The organism is Flectobacillus major DSM 103, assembly GCF_000427405.1.
Taxonomy (GTDB): domain Bacteria; phylum Bacteroidota; class Bacteroidia; order Cytophagales; family Spirosomataceae; genus Flectobacillus; species Flectobacillus major.
The window spans coordinates 804012-823915 of the sequence record NZ_KE386491.1; the positions used below are offsets into that span (position 1 = coordinate 804012).

General features: G+C 37.6%; 17 protein-coding genes. 4 read left to right on the forward strand and 13 right to left on the reverse strand.

Annotated features, from left to right (window positions below):
- Positions 1-99: 99 nt before the first annotated feature.
- Both FLEMA_RS0105220 and FLEMA_RS0105225 read right to left on the reverse strand, forming a co-directional pair.
- The gene (locus FLEMA_RS0105220) at positions 100-1023 is read right to left on the reverse strand and encodes a polysaccharide deacetylase family protein (protein WP_026994550.1); all 924 of its coding nucleotides are present in this window, start codon (positions 1021-1023) and stop codon (positions 100-102) included.
- A 1-nt stretch (position 1024) separates the two neighbouring features.
- A complete protein-coding gene (locus FLEMA_RS0105225; RefSeq protein ID WP_026994551.1) occupies positions 1025-1417 on the reverse strand; it encodes a MauE/DoxX family redox-associated membrane protein in 393 nt (130 codons plus the stop codon).
- 94 nt (positions 1418-1511) lie between these two features.
- Between FLEMA_RS0105225 and FLEMA_RS0105230 the strand changes: the two genes are divergently transcribed.
- Positions 1512-2345 (forward strand): helix-turn-helix domain-containing protein, encoded by an 834-nt coding sequence (locus tag FLEMA_RS0105230; RefSeq protein ID WP_026994552.1) that lies wholly within the window; start codon positions 1512-1514, stop codon positions 2343-2345.
- Positions 2346-2398: 53 nt separating this feature from the next.
- On the opposite strand, the gene FLEMA_RS0105235 is transcribed toward FLEMA_RS0105230, so the two are convergent.
- The 7 genes from FLEMA_RS0105235 to queA all read right to left on the reverse strand — a co-directional run bounded on the left by FLEMA_RS0105235 (position 2399) and on the right by queA (position 9694).
- On the reverse strand, positions 2399-4024 hold the full coding sequence (locus FLEMA_RS0105235; protein ID WP_026994553.1) for an NADP-dependent glyceraldehyde-3-phosphate dehydrogenase: 1626 nt from the start codon (positions 4022-4024) through the stop codon (positions 2399-2401).
- 338 nt (positions 4025-4362) lie between these two features.
- Entirely contained in the window at positions 4363-4770 is a 408-nt protein-coding gene (locus tag FLEMA_RS0105240) for a DUF4332 domain-containing protein (protein ID WP_026994554.1), read from the reverse strand.
- 194 nt (positions 4771-4964) lie between these two features.
- Positions 4965-5150, reverse strand: coding sequence for a hypothetical protein (locus tag FLEMA_RS0105245; protein WP_026994555.1), 186 nt, complete (start codon positions 5148-5150; stop codon positions 4965-4967).
- Between the two features lie 110 nt (positions 5151-5260).
- The gene (locus FLEMA_RS0105250) at positions 5261-6442 is read right to left on the reverse strand and encodes an MFS transporter (RefSeq protein ID WP_026994556.1); all 1182 of its coding nucleotides are present in this window, start codon (positions 6440-6442) and stop codon (positions 5261-5263) included.
- A 156-nt stretch (positions 6443-6598) separates the two neighbouring features.
- Positions 6599-7582, reverse strand: a complete 984-nt coding sequence (gene meaB / locus FLEMA_RS0105255; RefSeq protein ID WP_026994557.1) for a methylmalonyl Co-A mutase-associated GTPase MeaB — start codon at positions 7580-7582, stop codon at positions 6599-6601.
- Positions 7583-7864: 282 nt separating this feature from the next.
- Complete coding sequence (locus FLEMA_RS0105260; protein WP_026994558.1) at positions 7865-8551, reverse strand: 2-C-methyl-D-erythritol 4-phosphate cytidylyltransferase; 687 nt, start codon at positions 8549-8551, stop codon at positions 7865-7867.
- Between the two features lie 90 nt (positions 8552-8641).
- Positions 8642-9694, reverse strand: coding sequence for a tRNA preQ1(34) S-adenosylmethionine ribosyltransferase-isomerase QueA (gene queA, locus FLEMA_RS0105265; protein ID WP_026994559.1), 1053 nt, complete (start codon positions 9692-9694; stop codon positions 8642-8644).
- A gap of 637 nt (positions 9695-10331) precedes the next feature.
- Between queA and FLEMA_RS0105275 the strand changes: the two genes are divergently transcribed.
- Entirely contained in the window at positions 10332-11639 is a 1308-nt protein-coding gene (locus tag FLEMA_RS0105275) for a cryptochrome/photolyase family protein (protein WP_026994560.1), read from the forward strand.
- A gap of 73 nt (positions 11640-11712) precedes the next feature.
- Here the strand turns inward: FLEMA_RS0105275 and FLEMA_RS0105280 are convergent, their stop codons facing one another.
- From FLEMA_RS0105280 to FLEMA_RS0105290, 3 genes are all read right to left on the reverse strand, one after another.
- The gene (locus FLEMA_RS0105280) at positions 11713-13059 is read right to left on the reverse strand and encodes a glycoside hydrolase family 140 protein (RefSeq protein ID WP_026994561.1); all 1347 of its coding nucleotides are present in this window, start codon (positions 13057-13059) and stop codon (positions 11713-11715) included.
- A 353-nt stretch (positions 13060-13412) separates the two neighbouring features.
- The gene (locus tag FLEMA_RS0105285) at positions 13413-14216 is read right to left on the reverse strand and encodes a DUF3108 domain-containing protein (RefSeq protein WP_026994562.1); all 804 of its coding nucleotides are present in this window, start codon (positions 14214-14216) and stop codon (positions 13413-13415) included.
- A gap of 48 nt (positions 14217-14264) precedes the next feature.
- Entirely contained in the window at positions 14265-15314 is a 1050-nt protein-coding gene (locus tag FLEMA_RS0105290; RefSeq protein ID WP_026994563.1) for an aminopeptidase, read from the reverse strand.
- A 572-nt stretch (positions 15315-15886) separates the two neighbouring features.
- On the opposite strand from FLEMA_RS0105290, the gene recA reads away from it, so the two are divergent.
- A complete protein-coding gene (gene recA, locus FLEMA_RS0105295) occupies positions 15887-16972 on the forward strand; it encodes a recombinase RecA (protein WP_026994564.1) in 1086 nt (361 codons plus the stop codon).
- A gap of 220 nt (positions 16973-17192) precedes the next feature.
- Entirely contained in the window at positions 17193-18872 is a 1680-nt protein-coding gene (locus FLEMA_RS0105300) for a DUF3667 domain-containing protein (RefSeq protein WP_026994565.1), read from the forward strand.
- Between the two features lie 293 nt (positions 18873-19165).
- Here FLEMA_RS0105300 and FLEMA_RS0105310 read toward each other — a convergent pair whose 3' ends face one another.
- Positions 19166-19714: a hypothetical protein gene (locus FLEMA_RS0105310; protein WP_026994566.1), complete on the reverse strand. Its 549-nt coding sequence runs from the start codon at positions 19712-19714 to the stop codon at positions 19166-19168.
- Positions 19715-19904: the final 190 nt, after the last annotated feature.

Here is a 19904-nt window from a genome sequence, read left to right on the forward strand (position 1 = left end):
ATTGGATTGAGTGTCCTTCTCGTCAAAAAAAAATTATTGTAGATAAAAAAGCGTCATTCCTGATAGTTAGAAAGGGATGACGCTTTTGGTTAGATATGGTTAGGTTTCTCTAATACTATTTTTATCGCTCAATGTCATTCTGGCAATCTCATCTTTCCGTTTAAAAACTACCCCTTTGTGTTTTTGCATATACGTTAGCATATTTCTAATAGCTGTGGCCATTTGTGGTGTACCACCGATACGGTCATGAAAACTAATAGATAGCATACGGCGTTGTTGTTTAGATTCGAGGTAAAGCTGGTCAAACTCCATTTTTACTTGTTGTAAAAATTGCTCAGCCGAGAAGTTTTTGCCTTCAATCAAAACAATATCGTTACAACGGATAGTATAAGGAACAACCGCAAAATCTTGGTTGTTTACCTGAATAATAAAAGGTTGGTCTCTACTAACATCGTCGATATGATATATAAAGCCTAATTCTTGTAAAATAGCTAATGTATTAGGGCCTCTTCTGAGCCAGTTGGCATTATAACCCAATGCTTTTACTCCAGTAATTTGCTGAATAGCTTCTTGGCCATCTTTAATAAACTTTTTTTCTTCTTCATAACTCATGGTATATTGTGTAGCCCAATTTAGGCCATGTGCAGCGGCTTCATGACCTCTGTCTACAATTTCTTTGGCCAGTTTGGGATTTTTGAGAGCAGCCGTTCCAACAATATGCGATGTTACTTTTATACCAAATTGATCCCAGAGGTCTAACATTCTCGGAATCCCCTCTTTATATCCGTATTCGTACCATGTAGATGCTGGCAAATCAATATAACCTTTTTGAATATTTTGAGGAAAAGGGCTTTCGGCATTGTCGGGCTGGCCTCCTGCCTCAAATTGCATCGAAATAGATACAATAAGCGATGAGCCATCTGCCCATTGGGTTTGACGAGGATGCTCTTGGGGCGTACTCAGAGCCATACCTGATAACCCTAATAAGCCACTTTTTTTTATGAAATTTCGTCTTGAGTTCATGTTATTTTACTAAAAGGTTATCAATTGAATACTGGTTGGCTGAGATAAATTGAAGCAATAAAGCTATTATCATTACATGAATTAACTGAGACGGGAGTGCTTCCCAATTTTCGATTAGGCACGTTCCTAAAATCAAGATAATCATAAGAATAGCCGAAGCTACCAGTGCCTGTTTGGTCAATAAACCTAGTACAAGCATTAGCCCCAATACAAATTCGGCAATAGGGAGTACATAACTAAACGGTAATACTATAGCCGAAGGAAGTATTGATTTGTCGAAAATACCGACCATCCAGTTGCTAAATGTAGTAAGTTTGGGTAAACGAACCAGTCCGTGTCCCAAAAGACTAAAGCCAATGGCTAGCCTGATAAGTAAAAAAGGGAGTGAAGTCATCTGCTGAAATAGTAAAGTTTGTGAATACAAAATTGTTCATAAAAAAGCAAAGAGTACTTGTAAAAAGGCAGGAGTAAATAGTAAAATAAGAGGTATGGAAATCAAAAATTTGTATGCTCCTTTTGAGATGGAGCTGTTGGAAGTAAGTAATTATCAGGCAAAACAACATACAAATACGTTTTTTGAGATGGTATTTGTGCTAAATGGTACAGGTGTTCAACTGATTAACGACCATCAGTTGGCTTATAGTAGCGATAAGCTATTCCTGATTTTTCCACAAGACCGGCATGGTTTTGAGGTACATCAAAGAACGAGTTTGTTTTTTATTCGGTTCAATGACAGTTATTTACAAACTCAAAGCAAAGAATGGTTACAAAAGTTAGAATTTATATTTCATACTCACAATCATTTGCCAGGTTGTATTTTGAAAAATGTAGAAGATAAACCCCTGATACGTGCGTTGGTAGAAGGGTTAGTCCGTGAATACAGACAAGATAAACCACAGCGTAACGAAGTAATACAACAACTCATCAACACAATTATTACAATAGCCGCTCGTAATATTACTTTAATGGAGGTACTTTCGGGGCAGCATTATTATACCAAGCAAGCGGTACATTTACTTAATTATGTTCATCAGAATATTTATGACGCAGACATGCTGAAAGTCGAGAAAATGGCCGATACCTTTCATCTTTCACCTAATTACCTTAGCGAATATTTTAAAAAGCAAGTTGGCGAAAACCTCCAGCATTATATTATACAGTATAAAATTCAATTAGTGGCTACAAGATTGAGGTATACCAGTATGAGAATTAGCGAAATAGCTTTTGAATTAGGTTTTAGCGATGAAAGCCATTTGAATAAGATTTTTAAAAAATACCGAGGGGTCAGTCCGTCTGTATTTAGAAAAAAGTGGGAAGAATAAATAAACGCCTTGCCAAAATAGGTAGTTTTGACAAGGCGTTTGGCAGATTGGTACTATAGGATAAATCTAGTTGACAAGAAGTTAGATTCTTGATTTTCAACGATTTGATTTACTAAAGTTTTGTTTTCAGCCGTTTGTTTAGTAGCTACAACGGTTCTTATTGAGAACGAACGCAAAGCTGCTGTTACCGATAGCGTTCCCTCTGCCGAATCTTTCCGACCTGTGAAAGGGAAGGTGTCTGGGCCACGCTGACATTGGGCGTTGATATTTACACGCGATACTTGGTTGACAGTAGCATCAATCAATTCTGAAATTTGATGAACGTCTGTACCAAAAATCGAAACTTGTTGACCGTGCGATGAAGCCGTAATATAATCGATAGGCTCTTCGATATTGCTAAAAGAAGCCACAGGTACAACAGGGCCAAATTGTTCTTCGTGCCAAACTTTCATTTTGCTATTTACAGGTGAAAGAAGAGCAGGATACACAAACGATTTGAAGCTTTCGCCACCACCTTCATTGATTACTTTTGCCCCATGTAATTTAGCATCTTCAACCAATTCTTTCAAATACGCAGGTTTGTTTGGTTCAGGAAGTGGTGTAATATTTACGCCTTTTTCCCACATTAGGCCGAGCTTGAGTTTTGAAATTTCTTCGGCCATACGGGCATTGAATTTGTCAATCAAAGACTCATGCACAAACATGATTTTCAATGCAGTACAACGTTGGCCATTGAACGACAATGAACCTAACATACATTCTTTTACGGCCAGTTCAAGGTCTGAACTTTCGGTTACGATAGCTGCATTTTTTGCATCCAAGCCCAAGATTGCTCTTAAACGGTTTACTTTAGGGTGCATTTTTTTCAGCTTATCGGCTACTTTCGACGAACCTATCAGGGTTAAAACATCAATTTTTCCAGACTCCATCAAACTAGGAATTACCGAATTGCCACGACCATATACGGTATTGATTACACCCGCTGGGAACGAGTCTTTGAATGCCTCCAACAATGGATAGTGCAATAATGTACCATGTTTTGGTGGTTTAAATAACAAGGTATTACCCATGATAAGGGCAGGAATCAAGGTAGTAAAAGTTTCATTCAATGGGTAGTTGAACGGCCCCATACACAATACTACACCTAGTGGCGAGCGACGAACCTGCCCGATAATTCCTTCTTCAATCAAGAATGTTGACGAATTGCGGTCAATATCTTTCAAAGCATCGATAGTATCGTAAATATACTGAACAGTACGGTCAAACTCTTTTTGGGAATCGCCCAAAGATTTACCAATTTCCCACATCAATAATTTTACGACTTCGTCACGTTTTTGAATCATTTTTTGCGTAAAACGCTCAACACATTCAATACGTTGTGGTACGCTCATCGAAGGCCATTCGCCACGACCGTTGTTGTAGGCTTTTACTGCCGCATACAAAACCTCCATGGCATCGGGTGCGTCGGTAATAGGGTACGAACCAATGCGTTTTTGTTCTAAACCATTTGGCGTTTGTATATATATAGGCGACCACACATCTTGTGTTTTGCCTGCCCATTGACGCATTTCGCCATTGACCAAGTACTCACGTTGCTCGATAGGCTCGGTGATATTGTATTCTGCCGGAATATCTGCTTCCGAAGGAAAGAGATGTTCAAATTTTGTTATATTACTCATAATAGATTTGAATAGATTCTATTGGTTTGAGATTACTTACTATTTTACTAACAAATGAATTTACTTTTAAGTGCTTTTTGTTGCTATGAATTGTACAATTTTAGCGATTTGAATTCTTGGCAAAGTTCAATAAAAACCTAAATGCAAAAATAAACCATCTGTTTTTCTTGAAAAATAACAATATTCAATAAGAAAAAGATAAAAATAAAGTCTACAGCCTCAATAGATTGTTATTTTGGCTAGTATTATACTCAACAACAGCTTGGGCATAAAAAAAGGTTTGAGTATTGCCTTTTAAAGACTAACTCAAACCTTTTTTACTCGTAATATAATACTTATTAATGCGTCACTTTAGGTTCTAATTCTTTTGCAAAATCAATAAATCCTTCTACCTGAGAAAGGCTAGGAACTCGGCCACTCAAGCCTTTTGCATCGTTGACTTCAATTAATTTTGCATGAAGATTGGTAGCATTGCGGGTTGCTAATTCCTTAACTGTGTCTACACCTGCGGCTTCTAACAAATCTGAAAGTTCTTCGGCAACACCTTTAATTCTGAACAAATCAGCCATATTTACCCAACGAAGAATACGACTTTCGTCGATGCCTGTTTTTTCTGCTAATTCTTTACGGCCTTTTTTTGATGCACCTACTTCCAATAACTCTTCAACAGTTTTGATATCTACTGTTCCTAGTTTTTCTGTATAAACTGGACCAATTCCTTCGATGTCTGAAATTTTGTACGCCATTTTTCTAAAGTTTAAATTGGGGCTATGTTGATTGTTTCTATAAATACTTTTACGCTTTGTGGGGTAATAAGCTAATTACAAAGCCTCAAATTGCAATAAATAATTTGAATAGTCAATAGACCACAATAATCTTTAGTAAACGGTTTACTCAAATGATTTTTTTGAGTGCCTAAGCCCAGGCTCAAGTAGTGGGTTTAGGCATATTGCTTGAGCTGATATTTTTTTCGTAACTGGTTGATTAAAAACTTCTTTTGGGCTGTAAAGCTGTCGGGGTGTAGCTCGTTGAATATCTTTTTCAATTCAGCAAAATGCTGAGGATTGTCCCATAAAAAGATTTCAGCATTGATGTTTTTTTGTTCTAAATATTGTTCAAATACCATTGTTATCAATCATTGAAAGGTACGAAATAATTGGATAAACTATATTTAATAAAATCACTATAAATGGAGAATTACCTCTTTGAAACCTATTTTTGCCAATAACTCTATTTTCAGCTATTAGCGGTGTTTGGCTTTTTTCGTAATGTCCATAAATATACCAAGCTGACCAATGCCAAAAATGCAGATAAGAAATAAGGAATAGGAAGGTTATGGGCATTGCCTTGATATATTTTTCCAGCAAAAACCGCCCCAATACCAATTCCTGCTTCTAGGGCAATATACATGGTTGCCATGGCTCGTCCTCTGAATCGTTCGTCGGAAAGGTCGACTGTCCAAGCTGTAAGTGTTGGTGTATTGAAACCCCACGAAAACCCAAATAAAATAGAAGCTAGAATAAAGGTATATAACGATTGGGCAAATCCCAACATAATCATTGATACAATTAATAAGATAGAAGAAATAATCAAAACAGGAATACGGCCATATTTGTCTGAGCTTTTGGCAAAAAACATCCGTACCATAAGCGATGCAATGGTATAAATAGTAAAAAATATACCTTTGTTGCTCATTCCCAATAATTTGGTTTGGTCAGGAATAAGTGTTAGCAATACCCCCGACGAAAACGATACCAATAGCATAACCAAAAATGTAGGCATGACACGTGGCTCAAAAACATCGACCCAGCCAATTTTGAAAAGTGAAAGTGAGAATTTTTGTTTTTGGGTTTTAGGAAGCGTTTCCTCCATATTGGCCAAAATCAAAATAGATAATAAGGCAAATGCCGATGATGTGTAAAACATCGTATTGATAGAAAAAATGTCAGCCAAATATCCTCCAATTGTAGGGCCAAGCGACATCCCCGTTGCCGTAAAAATACCTAACATACCCTGAGCTTCGCCACGCCTATCTTCAGGAATAATATCGGCCACATAAGCTGCCGTAGCTGTGGGTTTTGTACCAGTCGAAAGCCCATGAATAAAACGAAGAAACAAAAAACCTGCCACTGTATGAACAAACGGATAGATACCCCCACACACAAAACAGACAATAGAGCCAAATGCCATAATAGGTACACGACCGATAGAGTCGGTGAGTTTTCCAGAAAATGGTCTTGAAAAACCTGCTGTTAGGGTAAACAATGCAATAATATATCCGATATATTCTTTGCCTCCCATACTAGCCAAGTAGTCGGGTAGTTCAGGAATCATCATTTGAAAACTTGCCGAGAATAAGAAATTACTTAAACATAAAAGCCAGAATTGAAGGGTATAAATTGATTTTTGTTGAGTCATATTATTGGGTTTGCCATGCAAAAATAGTTACTAAATAAAAAACAAAACTTGATATAATCATCAATGATATTTGTAGAGCCAACGAATGGCTAGCTAATAAGACCAGTAGTAAAGTTTAAATAGCTTTTTAATATATATTCGGGCTTTGCTGATGTATTATTTTTCAAAAACGGCTAGTAATTCTAAAGCAGCCTTAATCGGGAGTTTTTGCCCAGCTACTACGTCTTGTTCTATTAGGGGTAATTGGTTTGCTACTTGTGTGTTTTGGTAGAATCTTTCTTCCAATGTTTGCTTGATAAAATCGTGCATCCAAGCCAAATTTTGCTGTTGACGATTACTAATAAAATGTCCATTATTTTGCAAAAGTTCACGATGCCGAACAATACTCTGCCATATATCATCAATTCCTTTGTTTTGTAAAGCCGAACAAGTAAGCACTTGTGGATACCAGCCACTGCTATTGGTTGGGAAAAGATGTAAAGCATTTTCGTAGGCTATTTTGGCCTGTCGGGCTTGTAATTCATTGCCCGAATCGGTTTTAGTAATAGCAATCAAATCGGCCATTTCCATAATTCCTTTTTTGATACCCTGTAGTTCGTCGCCTGCCCCTGCCAACATTAGCAACAAAAAGAAATCTACCATACCATGCACAAAGGTTTCGGATTGTCCTACGCCCACAGTTTCTATAATAATAACCTCAAAGCCTGCGGCTTCGCACAATAGCATAGTTTCACGGGTTTTGTGGGTAACTCCTCCCAGCGAAATACCTGCTGGCGAAGGCCGAATATAGGCCCGTGGCTCGCGTGAAAGCTCTTCCATACGGGTTTTGTCGCCAAGAATACTACCTTTCGATATTTGGCTACTAGGGTCAACAGCCAATACAGCAATTTTTTTGCCTTGATTGGTCAAAAACTTGCCAAAAGATTCGATAAAGGTACTTTTACCAACACCTGGCACTCCTGTAATTCCAATTCTGACTGAGTTGCCTGTATGTGGCAAAACAGCCTCTAATACCTCACGAGCTAATTGTTTGTCTTCATCTAATTGGCTTTCAATCAAGGTTATAGCCCTACTCAATATAACACGGTTACCGTTCAAAACACCCGCGATGTATTCTTCTTTAGTAAGTCTTCTTTTCATGGTTTTGTTTTTGTTATAAGTAAGCGACTTAGTCAATGCGAGCATAGTATCAATTCATTATTTATGTGTAGCGGTATTTTAGATGTAGGCAAAATGCTTGTAAATCGTATTTTAAGAACAATACAACTATTTTAGCTAGCTACCGAAATGCCAAATCTGATATATACATTTGATGATACTTCCTTTTCGTAGTGTAAAAATGATTAATAGTATGATTATTAGACTTTTATTTATGCAAAACTAACGCGCCAGTTGAATCGTATGGTAAAGCCAATATGATCCTCAAGAGGTTTTTTTCTTGAGTAAAATATGAGCCAAGAGTAAATCTTCAGGAGTGGTTATTTTAATATTTTCATAAGTTCCTTCTATCAAGTGAATCTCAAAACCTGCTGCTTCGGCCACGCTTGCGTCGTCGGTAAAAGTGGGTAATTCTTCTGTTTGGAAGGCTTTTTTGAGAAGTCCTACTTGGAACGTCTGAGGCGTTTGAATAAGCCTGACAGTGGAGCGGTCAACAGCCAATCCGTTTACACGAACCGAGTCTTTGGAAGGTACACTTACTACGGCTGTACCATTTTGGGCTGCAGTAATATAGCTATTGTTGATAACCGATGAGCTTACAAATGGCCTTACGCCATCGTGAATAGCTACAAGGCTGCTTTCGTCGGTAATAGTATCTAGGCCGTTTTTGCAAGATTGAAAACGGGAAGCCCCGCCCGAAACCAAACAGTGTGGTACTTGGCTAGCAACAGATTCATGAGTTTGACAAAGCGATTTCCAATAGGCTTGATGAGCTTGAGGTAATACCAAAATTAGCTCGATTGTGGGGTCTGCTTCCTTAAAACGCAGAAGCGTATGAAACAGAATAGGGAGGCCATTTAATTCGATAAATTGTTTGGGCAAATCACTTTGCATTCTACTGCCACTTCCTCCTGCTACGATGATAGCGAATTTTTTGAGAGACAAACTCATCTTCAGTACGAGTGATATATAAAATAAAGAAGTCGTAAGGATTTATACAACTACATAAACCCTTACGACTCACTAACAAAAAAATCAGAATTATATAATTAGCATAGCATCGCCATAGCTGAAAAACTTGTATTTTTCTTTAATAGCAATTTCGTATGCTTCCTTAATCAACTCATAGCCACCAAATGCCGAAGTCATCATAATCAAAATAGATTCAGGCAAGTGGAAGTTTGTTAATAGGGCATTAGGAATACGGAAATCGTAAGGAGGGAAGATAAACTTATCTGTCCAGCCTTCAATTGGTTTTAAGTGGCCATCTGCCGAAACCGACGATTCAAGGGCTTTTAATACCGTAGTACCAATAGCACAAATACGCTTGTTGTTGTCGATACCTGAGTTTACCAAATCACAAGTTTCTGAAGGAATCACAAAATTCTCAGAGTCTGTTTTGTGTTTGGTTAAATCCTCTACGTCTACCTGACGGAAAGTGCCCAAGCCTACGTGCAATGTCAAAGGCGTAAAAGTTACCCCTTTTAGCTCCATACGTTTCATGATGATTTTGTTGAAGTGCAAGCCTGCTGTTGGAGCAGCCACAGCACCTACGTGTTCAGCATAAATGGTTTGGTAGCGGTCTTCATCGCTAGCTTCTACTTTACGTTTGAAGCGAATTTCGTCGGGGAGTGGGGTTTCGCCCAATTCATGAATAGCCTTCATCAAAGCATCGTGGTCGCCATCGTACAAGAAACGAATTGTACGGCCACGAGAAGTAGTATTGTCAATTACCTCGGCAACCAAGTCGCTGTCGCCAAAGTAAAGCTTGTTACCCACACGAATTTTACGAGCAGGGTCTACCAATACGTCCCAAAGGCGGTGTTCTCTGTTCAATTCACGAAGTAAAAAGACCTCAATCTTTGCTCCAGTTTTTTCTTTTTGGCCAAATAAACGAGCCGGAAATACTTTGGTATTGTTAGTAATCAGTACATCGCCATCGTCAAAGTAGCTCAGGATGTCCGAAAACATTTTGTGTTCAATTTGCTTAGTCTTACGATTAACAACCATCAAACGAGATTCGCCGCGGTTCTCAGGTGGATACAAGGCAATCAAGCTTTGGGGAAGGTCAAATCTAAATTCCGAGAGTTTCATTCTGGTAGTTATTGCTGTTTTGTTATCAGTCAAGGTGATATGGGAGTTTAAAAATTTGGAAACTTTATTTATGTCAAAGCCCAATTTCTCAAGACTCTCGACCTTAATGCGATTCTTGCAAATATACAATTTTAATATAGGGCTTGTCAATATGTATTTTTAGTTAATTACGTAATTAATCAAGTATTAGTATGAATTACGAACGAAAAATACAATGTACAGATACTCCAAAAAGTACAAAAAATATGCTTCATGGCTATTTAAAAGCCTTTTTTCTGGGTAGAAAAAAAACTTCAATGCTCTGAAAAAAAAGCTAAGTTTTTTTTAGAAAAAATAAAATATTTTCAAAAAAAGTCCTATTTTATATAATATCGACCCCTAAATCAGCGTGGATAGCTCGTTGTTTTATATAACAAGAATGATGTAGGAATATTACTTATTGTAACATACGTTGGTGGAAAACGAGGGTTTTGGGGAAGGTACTTCAATGGATTATTCATGGATAAATAGTTATTTAGGTTAAAGCAATTATTAAAGTACAATTAATCATTTTTGAAGCCTAAAAACAAATATATATGCCAAGAACTTAAAACAATTTGAGCAAGTGGTTAGTTGACTTTGCATAACTAGTAGAAATATGTCGAAGAATACACTTTTTTGGTTTAGACGAGATTTAAGATTACACGATAATGCTGGCCTTTATCAGGCTTTGAAGGCTGGCAAACCTGTTATTCCTATCTTTATTTTTGATACTAATATTTTGGATAAACTAGCTGAAAAGCAGGATAGGAGGGTCGAGTTTATTCATCGGGCCATTGGGGCTTTGCAAACAGAACTGGTGGCCTTGGGCAGTAGTTTGGTTGTAAAATACGGTACTCCTGAGGCAATTATTCCGCAGTTGTTGGATAAATATGATGTGGAGGCTATTTATACCAATCACGATTATGAACTTTATGGGCAACACCGTGACGCTATGGTACAAGAATACCTTCAGTCGGAAGGAGTGGAATTTTATACTTTCAAAGACCAAGTTATTTTTGAAAAAGACGAGGTGTTATCTAATACCAAAACACCCTATACGGTATTTACACCTTACAGCCGTAAGTGGAAAGAGAAACTAACGGATTTCTATACGAAGCCATATCCTACCGAAAAATACTTTCAACATTTTGCTCAAATCAGTCCAGTGGAGGTTCCGAGTTTGGAAAGTATGGGTTTTGTGGCTACAGGTATTAGTTTTCCTGCCAGAGAGGTTCGTGATAGTATCATCCAAAAATATGCAGAGAATCGTGATTTTCCTGCTATATCGGGTACAAGTCGGCTTTCGGTGCATCTAAGGTTTGGAACACTGAGTATTCGAGCGTTGGTAAAAACAGCACAACGCTTGTCGGAAACATGGCTTAATGAGCTTATTTGGCGAGACTTTTACTTCAATATTCTGCATCATTTTCCCTATATTGGCGAAGGGCATGCTTTCAGAAAAGAATATGATTCGATTACCTGGCGTAATAATCCTGTGGAGTTTGAGGCATGGTGCAAGGGCAAAACGGGGTATCCTATTGTAGATGCTGGTATGCGTGAGCTCAATGCTACGGGGTTTATGCACAACCGAGTACGTATGATTGTGGCGAGTTTTTTGACCAAGCATTTATTGATAGATTGGCGTTGGGGGGAAGCTTATTTTGCTCAAAAGTTACTCGACTTTGACTTTGCTGCCAACAATGGAGGCTGGCAGTGGGCTTCGGGAAGTGGCTGTGATGCCGCTCCGTACTTTAGGGTATTTAATCCTACTTTACAAACACAAAAGTTTGATAAACAGTTGGAATATATCAAAAAATGGGTTTCCGAATTAAATACGCTTAGCTATCCACAACCTATTGTAAATCATGAATTTGCAAGGAAAAGAGTGTTGGATGCGTATCAAAAAGCCTTGAAAAAAGAATAGACAACCAAACGGTTTCTTAGTGCATAGTCTTTTTATGCACTAAGAAACCGTTTTATCGTTAAAGTAGTATCTATTACTTTTGATTAGAAGTATCTTCTAGCACCAACACCCAGTCGTTGCCATAGCCTGTGCTGGGTGGCGACATTTTTTGTTGACCTTGATTTTCAATAACAAAGCTTGGTTTACTAATACCTGTTTTGGGGTCATACCAAAATGCTTTAAGTTGTTTGCCTGAAATTTTGCCTAGTACAAGTGTAAAAGCTTTGCCTGCTGCGGTGTATACCCACGCATAGCTACTTCCACGAGTGGCTTGGATGCGTTCGGCAGCTGCCAAATCGTTTTCTATGATCAATGACTGGTCGGGTATTCGCTCGGTAATAGGATAGCTTTCTATTAATTTTCTCAAAAATTTCATTTGATTAGCCCCAGGCAACAGTAGTGCCTCTTGCCAGTAGATATGAGGGTTATTGACCGCCTCTTGATTGGGGGCATAAAATTGCCAAATATCATGACAACCGTAAGTATGCCCAAAAGCTCCAGCAAAAACATCTAAATAGGCATATTTTCGAACATCGTAGGCACTGGAAACCCCCAAATCGTTGGCATTGAAGCATACAGGGTGGTCTTCATAAATGGGTTCGGCATCTAATACGGGCTTTATGGGCTGATACAAGTAGGCTTGATATATTTTGTTATAAATGGCTTGGTCTCGACAATGTCCATTTTGAAACATATTAAAATCTAACCATTTATCGTCATGAAACCACTCACTTGCCCCTTTTTGGTTAGGTTGAGGATGAAATGTAATAAAAGCTTTATCTGAGCCACCCACGCCATCTTCAATTCCCGATGCCATAGCTCGCCAAATAGCAATATGTTGGTTGTTTTGTGGATTGCGGTCACCGCCTAATATCCAAATAATATGCTGTTTGTTTTTATAGCGTTGCCCTATCCATTTACCGTATATCTTGGCATTTACTTCATTGAAAATTTCGGGGCCTGTTCCCCACGAGCTTTTCCATATTTTGTCACCCCAAGTAGGCAATAGCCCAATCGTGAGGCCATATTCTTCAGCCTTCTGAATAATGTAGTCTACGTGCTCAAAATAACTTTCATTGGGCTGAGTGGGGTCGTCGTTTTTGAGAGGCGTATTACCATAAGGGTTAGGCGTATGTAGGCCGTCAAATTCAGCTAATACAACAGCTTGAATAAGGGTAAAGCCTTGTTCTGCTCGTTTTTTGAGGTATTGGTCGGCTTCTTCACGATTGAGGCGATGAAATAACTCCCATGCTGTATCGCCAATCCAAACAAATGGCTTTTGATTTTTTAAGATAAAATGATGGTTGTCGCTTAGGCTAAATTGAGCTTCTGCGAAGATTGTATTGGCAATAAAGAATAGAAATAGGAAGAGTTTTTTCATCGTAATAAAGATTCATGTAAAATAAGTTGGAAGTTTTAAAATTAATATTTTCCAGAAAATTAACTATTTGCTTTTCAAACGTAACATTCCTATTCAAATTCTTTGGGGGTAGTTGAGGTTATTATTGTGAGGATATTATTCTATTGGCTGTGTCGTTTGCCTCTTCCTAAGGAGTAATACTTTGGGGCAACAGCTTTTCGCGTAATAAATTATTGATTTCTTGAGTGACTATCGTGTCCGAATGGGGTCTTAACAATACTATTTAGGGCGGTTACACCTTCTGTAGCCACTATATAATGTTGTGTAGATTTCAAGAAAGGTGTGGGATAATCTCCCACACCTTCTTTGTTTTGTTAGTTTTTATCAAATTTTAATTCATTTTTCAGGCCGCTAAAGCTGCGAATATCTAATGCCAAAGACCCAATTTTGAGTTCTATTTCTACCCGAATCGGTATTTTGTTGTCATCGTTAGATACCCAAATTTTAACAGATTCTTCATCTTGAAAAAAATTATTTTTGGGCAACATCGGAATAATCATATAGGTTTCTATTTTACCAAATTTGGTTTTAATAGTTTCTTTTCCTTTAAACTTCAATCGCATATTATAAAGTTTGTTATCGAAAAAAAACGTTAGAGGGAGGCTTTCGCCAGGTTTTGTTTTGGCAAAATCCATAGCCCTAACATAATAATAACTACTGACTACGTCTTGTACACCTTCGGGAATAGTGAAGACTTTTTTCTCTTTATTATCGTCCAACTCGTAGGTTCGGGCTTGTTTTTGGGCATGGTCAAAAATCACCCTTTCCTCTGTTCTGTAGCCTCCTTCTTGTTTTTTCATATAAAACTGCTGAGGTATAATCTTCTCGCTGTCGATATGCGAAGCCCAAGTATCACGTACACGAGTTACCCAGTCGGTTACGCCTGTAGTGCGTCCATTTACTACAACTTTATAGCAAGGTCGGCCATTGGCCAGTTGAAACTTGTCGTCTACATCTACAACTGCTTCGGCAGCATTGACAAATCCATAGTGTACACGGTATTCGATGTGTTCGCCTTTTACCAAGCTTGTAGGTTGTTCGATACTATTATCTTGTTGGTTTGCCCTAAATCCCATTATTCCGATTAAGATAGCAAGGCCAAACATGGTTTTTTTCATACTTTTGGTACTGTTTAAAAGTTAACTCGTGGTTCAAGTAGGAAATGCCTATTGATACGTTTTAGACAAATCTTTCATAAAAGTCGAAAAGTTGCTTTTATGTTTTTCTTCAAAAAGTGTTTCAAACTGATTTTGTTGGGCATTATAGGTTTTGAAACCAATAAAATAAGCATTATTGGGCAATTCGGCTAGTGGTATATCGGTTTTGGTATCATACTTTTTTTTGCGAAGCACCACTTGCTGGTAGATACGCTCTTGGTCTTGTACGATATGTTTGATAAACGCGTATTTTAAAGAATCCTTATATTTTTTTGGATATTCTGGTTGAAATGTCTGATAAAGGCTATCCAATGCCAGCGTACTTTTGTTGAGATGTGCCACCAAAAGCTTTTTCCAGACCTTGGATTGGGTATATTTTTTATATATTGGTGACTCCTTGCCGTATTTAGCCAGTAGGTAGCGTTTTGCACCATAATCGCCAATAAAATTGGCGAGGTTTTCACTGGTTTCATGGTCATTTTTAATAAATATAGTGCCATGTACCATTTCATGGATAATCAAACTGGCTAGCTTGCCTTCTGGATAAAAAAGCATACTCGACAAAATAGGCTCGGGAAGCCAGCCCAACGTAGAATATGCCGCTCCTTGACCAAGGTCGGTATCATAACCAGCCTTTTTCCATTTGTTTTCTTCAGCCACCGCCATTGTCGAGTCAAAGAACCCTTTATATGAAAACTTGCCTATAATAGGAAAATCAAAATCTACTCCTTTTACTTGATATGGTTCAGCTACAGTTACTAAATATACGAGCGGTTTACCTTTTTGGTCAAATAAAGTTTGGTACACATCAGGATTATCTTTGAGTCCAAGCGAATCGCTAGCAAAGCGTTTAATTTCGGCAATCAGCCTGATTTTTTCTTTCAGCGAATCCGCTACATTAGGGTCTTCGAGTACCTCTTTTAGTGGGCGAGTATTGAAGGCTACATTGAGCCCGCCTTTGGCCTGTTGGTACAAATAGACCGACCACTGCCATTGCCAGACCACAATGCCCAATAATACTATTAATAGTGTAAGGATAATTCTTTTTTTGGTGAACATCTGAAATATAACCCGTTTAGAAATACGTTATAATAAGTAAGAATGCCGATATTGAGTATCAATAAGTATCTCTACCTTTTGGCTGAATATGCTCTTGAAATCATTTTGTTTATTAATCCTAAATGAATATGTTATTTGGAATAGGGTGTTTCATGATAGCATTGAATTAAACATATATCAGTCACTCAATTATACCAGTTCAACATAGCACTGATATAATACAAAATTAGCCTATTATCTATAGGAAATGATATTTATGAAAAATATTGTGTAATCGGTACAAAGAGCCTTTTAAAGATATTGTTTGTATGTTTTTTATTCAAAAATAAAAAAGCTGTTTATTTTTTGCGGAAAATTTTTCAATAAAAAATACCTTTTTTGGTATAAAACTTGTAATTTCACTTTTGGAATACAAAAAGCCTCCTACAATCTGCCGAGGTGAAAAGGTAATAAAAGGTGTTTTTTTTATTTGAATAAAACTTTATACCTTGCTATTCTAATAGTATCAAGAATCGAAACATTGGCGATAGGAAACTACCCGCTACAAATACAATTAATTATTATAATACAACATGGCAAAGCAACAAGCAGAGGCTACTAACCCAGCAGCCGAGAAATTAAAAGCCTTACAAACTACCCTCGAACGACTAGACAAAACTTACGGAAAGGGAACGGTAATGCGTTTGTCTGATAGCAAAGTATTGGATGTACCTGTTATTTCGACAGGTTCTTTGGGATTGGACTTAGCCCTAGGAATAGGTGGCGTACCACGTGGAAGAATAGTAGAAGTATACGGGCCTGAATCGTCGGGTAAAACTACTTTGGCCATGCACTGTATTGCCGAAGCACAAAAAGGAGGAGGTTTGGCTGCATTTATCGATGCCGAACACGCTTTTGACCGCTCTTATGCCGAAAAATTGGGAATAGATACCAGCCAATTATTGATTTCTCAGCCAGATAATGGTGAACAAGCCTTAGAAATTGCCGAGCAGTTGATTAGCTCAGGTGCTGTAGATATTTGTGTGATTGACTCTGTGGCAGCCCTTGTACCAAAGGCCGAGCTAGAAGGCGATATGGGCGATTCAAAAATGGGTTTACAGGCTCGTTTGATGTCGCAGGCTCTTCGTAAATTGACAGGGGTAATCAATAAAACAGGTTGTTGTTGTATTTTTATCAACCAACTTCGTGATAAGATTGGCGTGATGTTTGGTAGCCCAGAAACAACTACTGGTGGTAATGCCCTTAAATTCTATGCTTCTGTGCGTTTGGATATTAGAAGAATAGGACAAATCAAAGAAGGTGCAGACAATATCATTGGTAACCGTACTAAGGTGAAAGTGGTGAAAAACAAAATGGCTCCCCCTTTCAAAGTTATCGAGTTTGATATTATGTACGGCGAGGGTATTTCTAAAGCTGGGGAGGTACTAGACCTAGCGGTAGAATTAGAAATTGTCAAAAAATCTGGTTCTTGGTTTAGCTACGACGGTAATCGCCTTGGTCAAGGTCGTGATGCTGTAAAAGAAATGATTAAAGATAATCCAGAGTTGTTGGAAGAATTGGAAGCCAAAATCAAAGATAAAGTAAAAGGTGATGAAGCCGCTTTATTAGATCCAGAAGGAGGTGTTGTCGATGCCGACGAGTTGGACGAAAGCTTGTAAAAATAGTTGATTTACGGCAATATGCTTTGAAAAAGGAGAAAATCGAAAGGTTTTCTCCTTTTTTTATGAAAATTATTGTATTTTGAAATTTATAATCTTAACTAATTAAGTAAACTCTAAACGGCTTAACAATCCCTGTATGAAATCATGAAAAGGCTGTGACCTGTTATGCTCAAGCTTTCCATGCACTTTTTCATTAACAACTATAAAATCCTCTAAAATGTCGGTACATAAAAAACGCCGTAAAGTTGAAATTTGTCATAATTGTCATACTATTCTAACGCCCGAAGATAACTTTTGCTCAAACTGTGGGCAAGAAAATCATGATTTGAAAGTTGGTTTAGGACAGCTCCTGTATGATGTATTTGAAGGCATCACCAATTTTGATACCAAGTTTTATAACACAGCCAAATCTATTTTTGCCCAACCTGGCAAAATTACCAAAGATTTTCTGGAAGGGCGTAGAGCTAGATATGTGCCTCCAATTAGGCTATATCTGCTTACTTCGTTTGTGTTCTTTTTGGCTTTTGACGAGCTTATCGACAAGGCTATTGCCGATGGCTCAGATACTACCAAGGGGCTAATAGATGGTTTGACAGGCCGAAGCAGAGGGAATAATGACAATAGCGATGACAATGAGGCTCAAGAAACCCAAAATGCTCAGGCTAATAAAAAACTCGCTAGTATCAAACTAGAGCAGAGGCTTAAGAAATTAGGAAAGAAAAATCAGATAACTAATCTGAAAGCCTTGCTTGATTCGGCAGTGGTTCATGAAGACTCTGCCAAACAGGCAGCGTTGAAGGAAAAAATACAACTTGCTGAAAAGGAGCTTGCCAAAATCAAAAAAGAAGATAATGGTATTAATGCTGCAAGCAAGTTTATTAAATATGTAACAGAATTTAAAGTAAGTTCGTCAGAGATATTAGATGAAATGAATGTTGCCCGAGACGATACCCTTAGGCAGATTATAGATTCGCTTCCTGAGGCACAACATAGACCTTTATTGATTGATATTCAGAAACAGTTGGCTTATGATACCCTCAATGCCGAAGAGATGTTTGAGGTAGATGATGACTTGAAAAAGTACTTTACCGAAAAAATGGGGCGAACAGGTAAGTTTGAATATACCCTGATTTTGCATTCTATTAAAAACAAAGCGGTTGTAAAATTGAATATCAATAATGTAATAATTCCAGTAAAAGGAAGCGATGGCGAGGTAAGAAATACAGCCTATAAAAAGCGTATCTTAACGATGAGCAACGACGAACTCGATAGCTTGATTACAAAAGAGGAGCTAAAAACGAGTCCTTTTATGTTTTTGAAGAGAGGTTTGCTTCGCAATACTACCTATTATGAGCTGGCTTTGAATGAGGATGCCGAAAAGGCTATCTCCGAGATAATTCATTTTGGGGTAGGGGTTATTTCGTTCATGATGTTTATTTTGATGCCTATTGTGGGGCTAATGCTCAAGGTCGTTTATAGCAAGCGAATGCACAGTGCCTTTAGCTATCCGTTTCGTTGGATACGCTATATTATGGACTGGGTATTGTACATTTTGCGGATGAGAAAGCAGAGAAAATATACCAGAATACCTATGTTGGTAGAAGGCCATACACGGTTTTACTATGAGCATTTGATATTTTCAATACATATTCATTCGGTTTTTTTATTAATGGTAATGTTGATTGTAGGTATAGGTGTGTGGTTGGGTTATTGGCAGATGTCGCTAGGTATAGCCATGATAGGATTCATGATTTATTTTATGGTGTCGTTGAAAGTGGTGTATCGACAAGGCTGGTTCAAAACCTTCTTCAAGTCGGTATTATTGCTATTTATGTATAGTTTTACGTTTATTTTAGTACTTACCATTACTGGCAGTATCAAGTTTGCTTTGCAGTAGAGGCTTTTATGATATAAAACACGAGTCGTCCCGAATTTTGGAATAATTTAAAATAGAGAACTCTTGTTTGTTGCTATTAGGTCGTCAAGAAAACATTGAAGAGGCTTATCTTAGAAAAATAGGGGTTATTCATGAAAAGGGCGTTCGAAAAACTAATTTCGAACGCCTTTTTGTATGTTAAATTTCAGAATGACTATTCTTTAGCCGCAAAGCATTGTATCTCTACTGGTGAACAGCATATTCAAAATAATCAATCATTCACTAAATTTGGGATGACTTAGTTCAATAAACAATTAGTTATCTTTCTTGATATATGTTTTGTTACCATTTGCATTGATATAGTAACGTCCACCTTTTGGGCCTTCGTAGATGGTTCTACCTTTATCATCTTTTCCAAAAACCTTATCGTCGCCAGCCGCAGCTTTTTCAACTTTTTTGTCTACCTTTTTAGGTTCAGGTTTTACCGTTGGGTTTTTGTCGTCGGCTTTTTCTTTTTTCTCAGCTTTTTCCTTTTTCTCAGGTTTTTCAGCTTTTTCCTTTTTCTCAGGTTTTTCGGCTTTTTCTTTTTTCTCAGGTTTTTCGGCTTTTTCTTTTTTCTCAGGTTTTTCGGCTTTTTCCTTTTTCTCAGGTTTTTCGGCTTTTTCTTTTTTCTCAGGTTTTTCGGCTTTTTCTTTTTTCTCAGGTTTTTCGGCTTTTTCCTTTTTCTCAGGCTTCTCGGCTTTTTCTTTCTTTTCTTTTTTCTCTTTTTTAGCGTCTTTGGTTTCGTCTTGAGGTTTTTGAGCGGTTACATCAAATACAAATAGACCCGACAGTAACAGTGCGAAAGCAACTATTTTTTTCATGATAGAATGGATGTTGAAATTGTGAAATTTAAGAAACGTTAATTGGATAATCTAAAACTAATTTACACTTTTTTTGATTACTCCTAGTTAAGTTATAAAAAACTTATGTTTTCGACTTGAATAAAAAAAAATAGTCACTTTGTGCATATTAATCATCGTATCTGTCAAACCTACAATAAGCTGTAAAACA

What these genes read in the sequence shown, in the direction of transcription:
- FLEMA_RS0105220 (WP_026994550.1), bottom strand. Translation starts at nt 1,023, where the DNA reads ATGAACTCAAGACGAAATTTCATAAAAAAAAGTGGCTTATTAGGGTTA.
- FLEMA_RS0105225 (WP_026994551.1), bottom strand. Translation starts at nt 1,417, where the DNA reads ATGACTTCACTCCCTTTTTTACTTATCAGGCTAGCCATTGGCTTTAGT.
- FLEMA_RS0105230 (WP_026994552.1), top strand. Translation starts at nt 1,512, where the DNA reads ATGGAAATCAAAAATTTGTATGCTCCTTTTGAGATGGAGCTGTTGGAA.
- FLEMA_RS0105235 (WP_026994553.1), bottom strand. Translation starts at nt 4,024, where the DNA reads ATGAGTAATATAACAAAATTTGAACATCTCTTTCCTTCGGAAGCAGAT.
- FLEMA_RS0105240 (WP_026994554.1), bottom strand. Translation starts at nt 4,770, where the DNA reads ATGGCGTACAAAATTTCAGACATCGAAGGAATTGGTCCAGTTTATACA.
- FLEMA_RS0105245 (WP_026994555.1), bottom strand. Translation starts at nt 5,150, where the DNA reads ATGGTATTTGAACAATATTTAGAACAAAAAAACATCAATGCTGAAATC.
- FLEMA_RS0105250 (WP_026994556.1), bottom strand. Translation starts at nt 6,442, where the DNA reads ATGACTCAACAAAAATCAATTTATACCCTTCAATTCTGGCTTTTATGT.
- meaB (WP_026994557.1), bottom strand. Translation starts at nt 7,582, where the DNA reads ATGAAAAGAAGACTTACTAAAGAAGAATACATCGCGGGTGTTTTGAAC.
- FLEMA_RS0105260 (WP_026994558.1), bottom strand. Translation starts at nt 8,551, where the DNA reads ATGAGTTTGTCTCTCAAAAAATTCGCTATCATCGTAGCAGGAGGAAGT.
- queA (WP_026994559.1), bottom strand. Translation starts at nt 9,694, where the DNA reads ATGAAACTCTCGGAATTTAGATTTGACCTTCCCCAAAGCTTGATTGCC.
- FLEMA_RS0105275 (WP_026994560.1), top strand. Translation starts at nt 10,332, where the DNA reads ATGTCGAAGAATACACTTTTTTGGTTTAGACGAGATTTAAGATTACAC.
- FLEMA_RS0105280 (WP_026994561.1), bottom strand. Translation starts at nt 13,059, where the DNA reads ATGAAAAAACTCTTCCTATTTCTATTCTTTATTGCCAATACAATCTTC.
- FLEMA_RS0105285 (WP_026994562.1), bottom strand. Translation starts at nt 14,216, where the DNA reads ATGAAAAAAACCATGTTTGGCCTTGCTATCTTAATCGGAATAATGGGA.
- FLEMA_RS0105290 (WP_026994563.1), bottom strand. Translation starts at nt 15,314, where the DNA reads ATGTTCACCAAAAAAAGAATTATCCTTACACTATTAATAGTATTATTG.
- recA (WP_026994564.1), top strand. Translation starts at nt 15,887, where the DNA reads ATGGCAAAGCAACAAGCAGAGGCTACTAACCCAGCAGCCGAGAAATTA.
- FLEMA_RS0105300 (WP_026994565.1), top strand. Translation starts at nt 17,193, where the DNA reads ATGTCGGTACATAAAAAACGCCGTAAAGTTGAAATTTGTCATAATTGT.
- FLEMA_RS0105310 (WP_026994566.1), bottom strand. Translation starts at nt 19,714, where the DNA reads ATGAAAAAAATAGTTGCTTTCGCACTGTTACTGTCGGGTCTATTTGTA.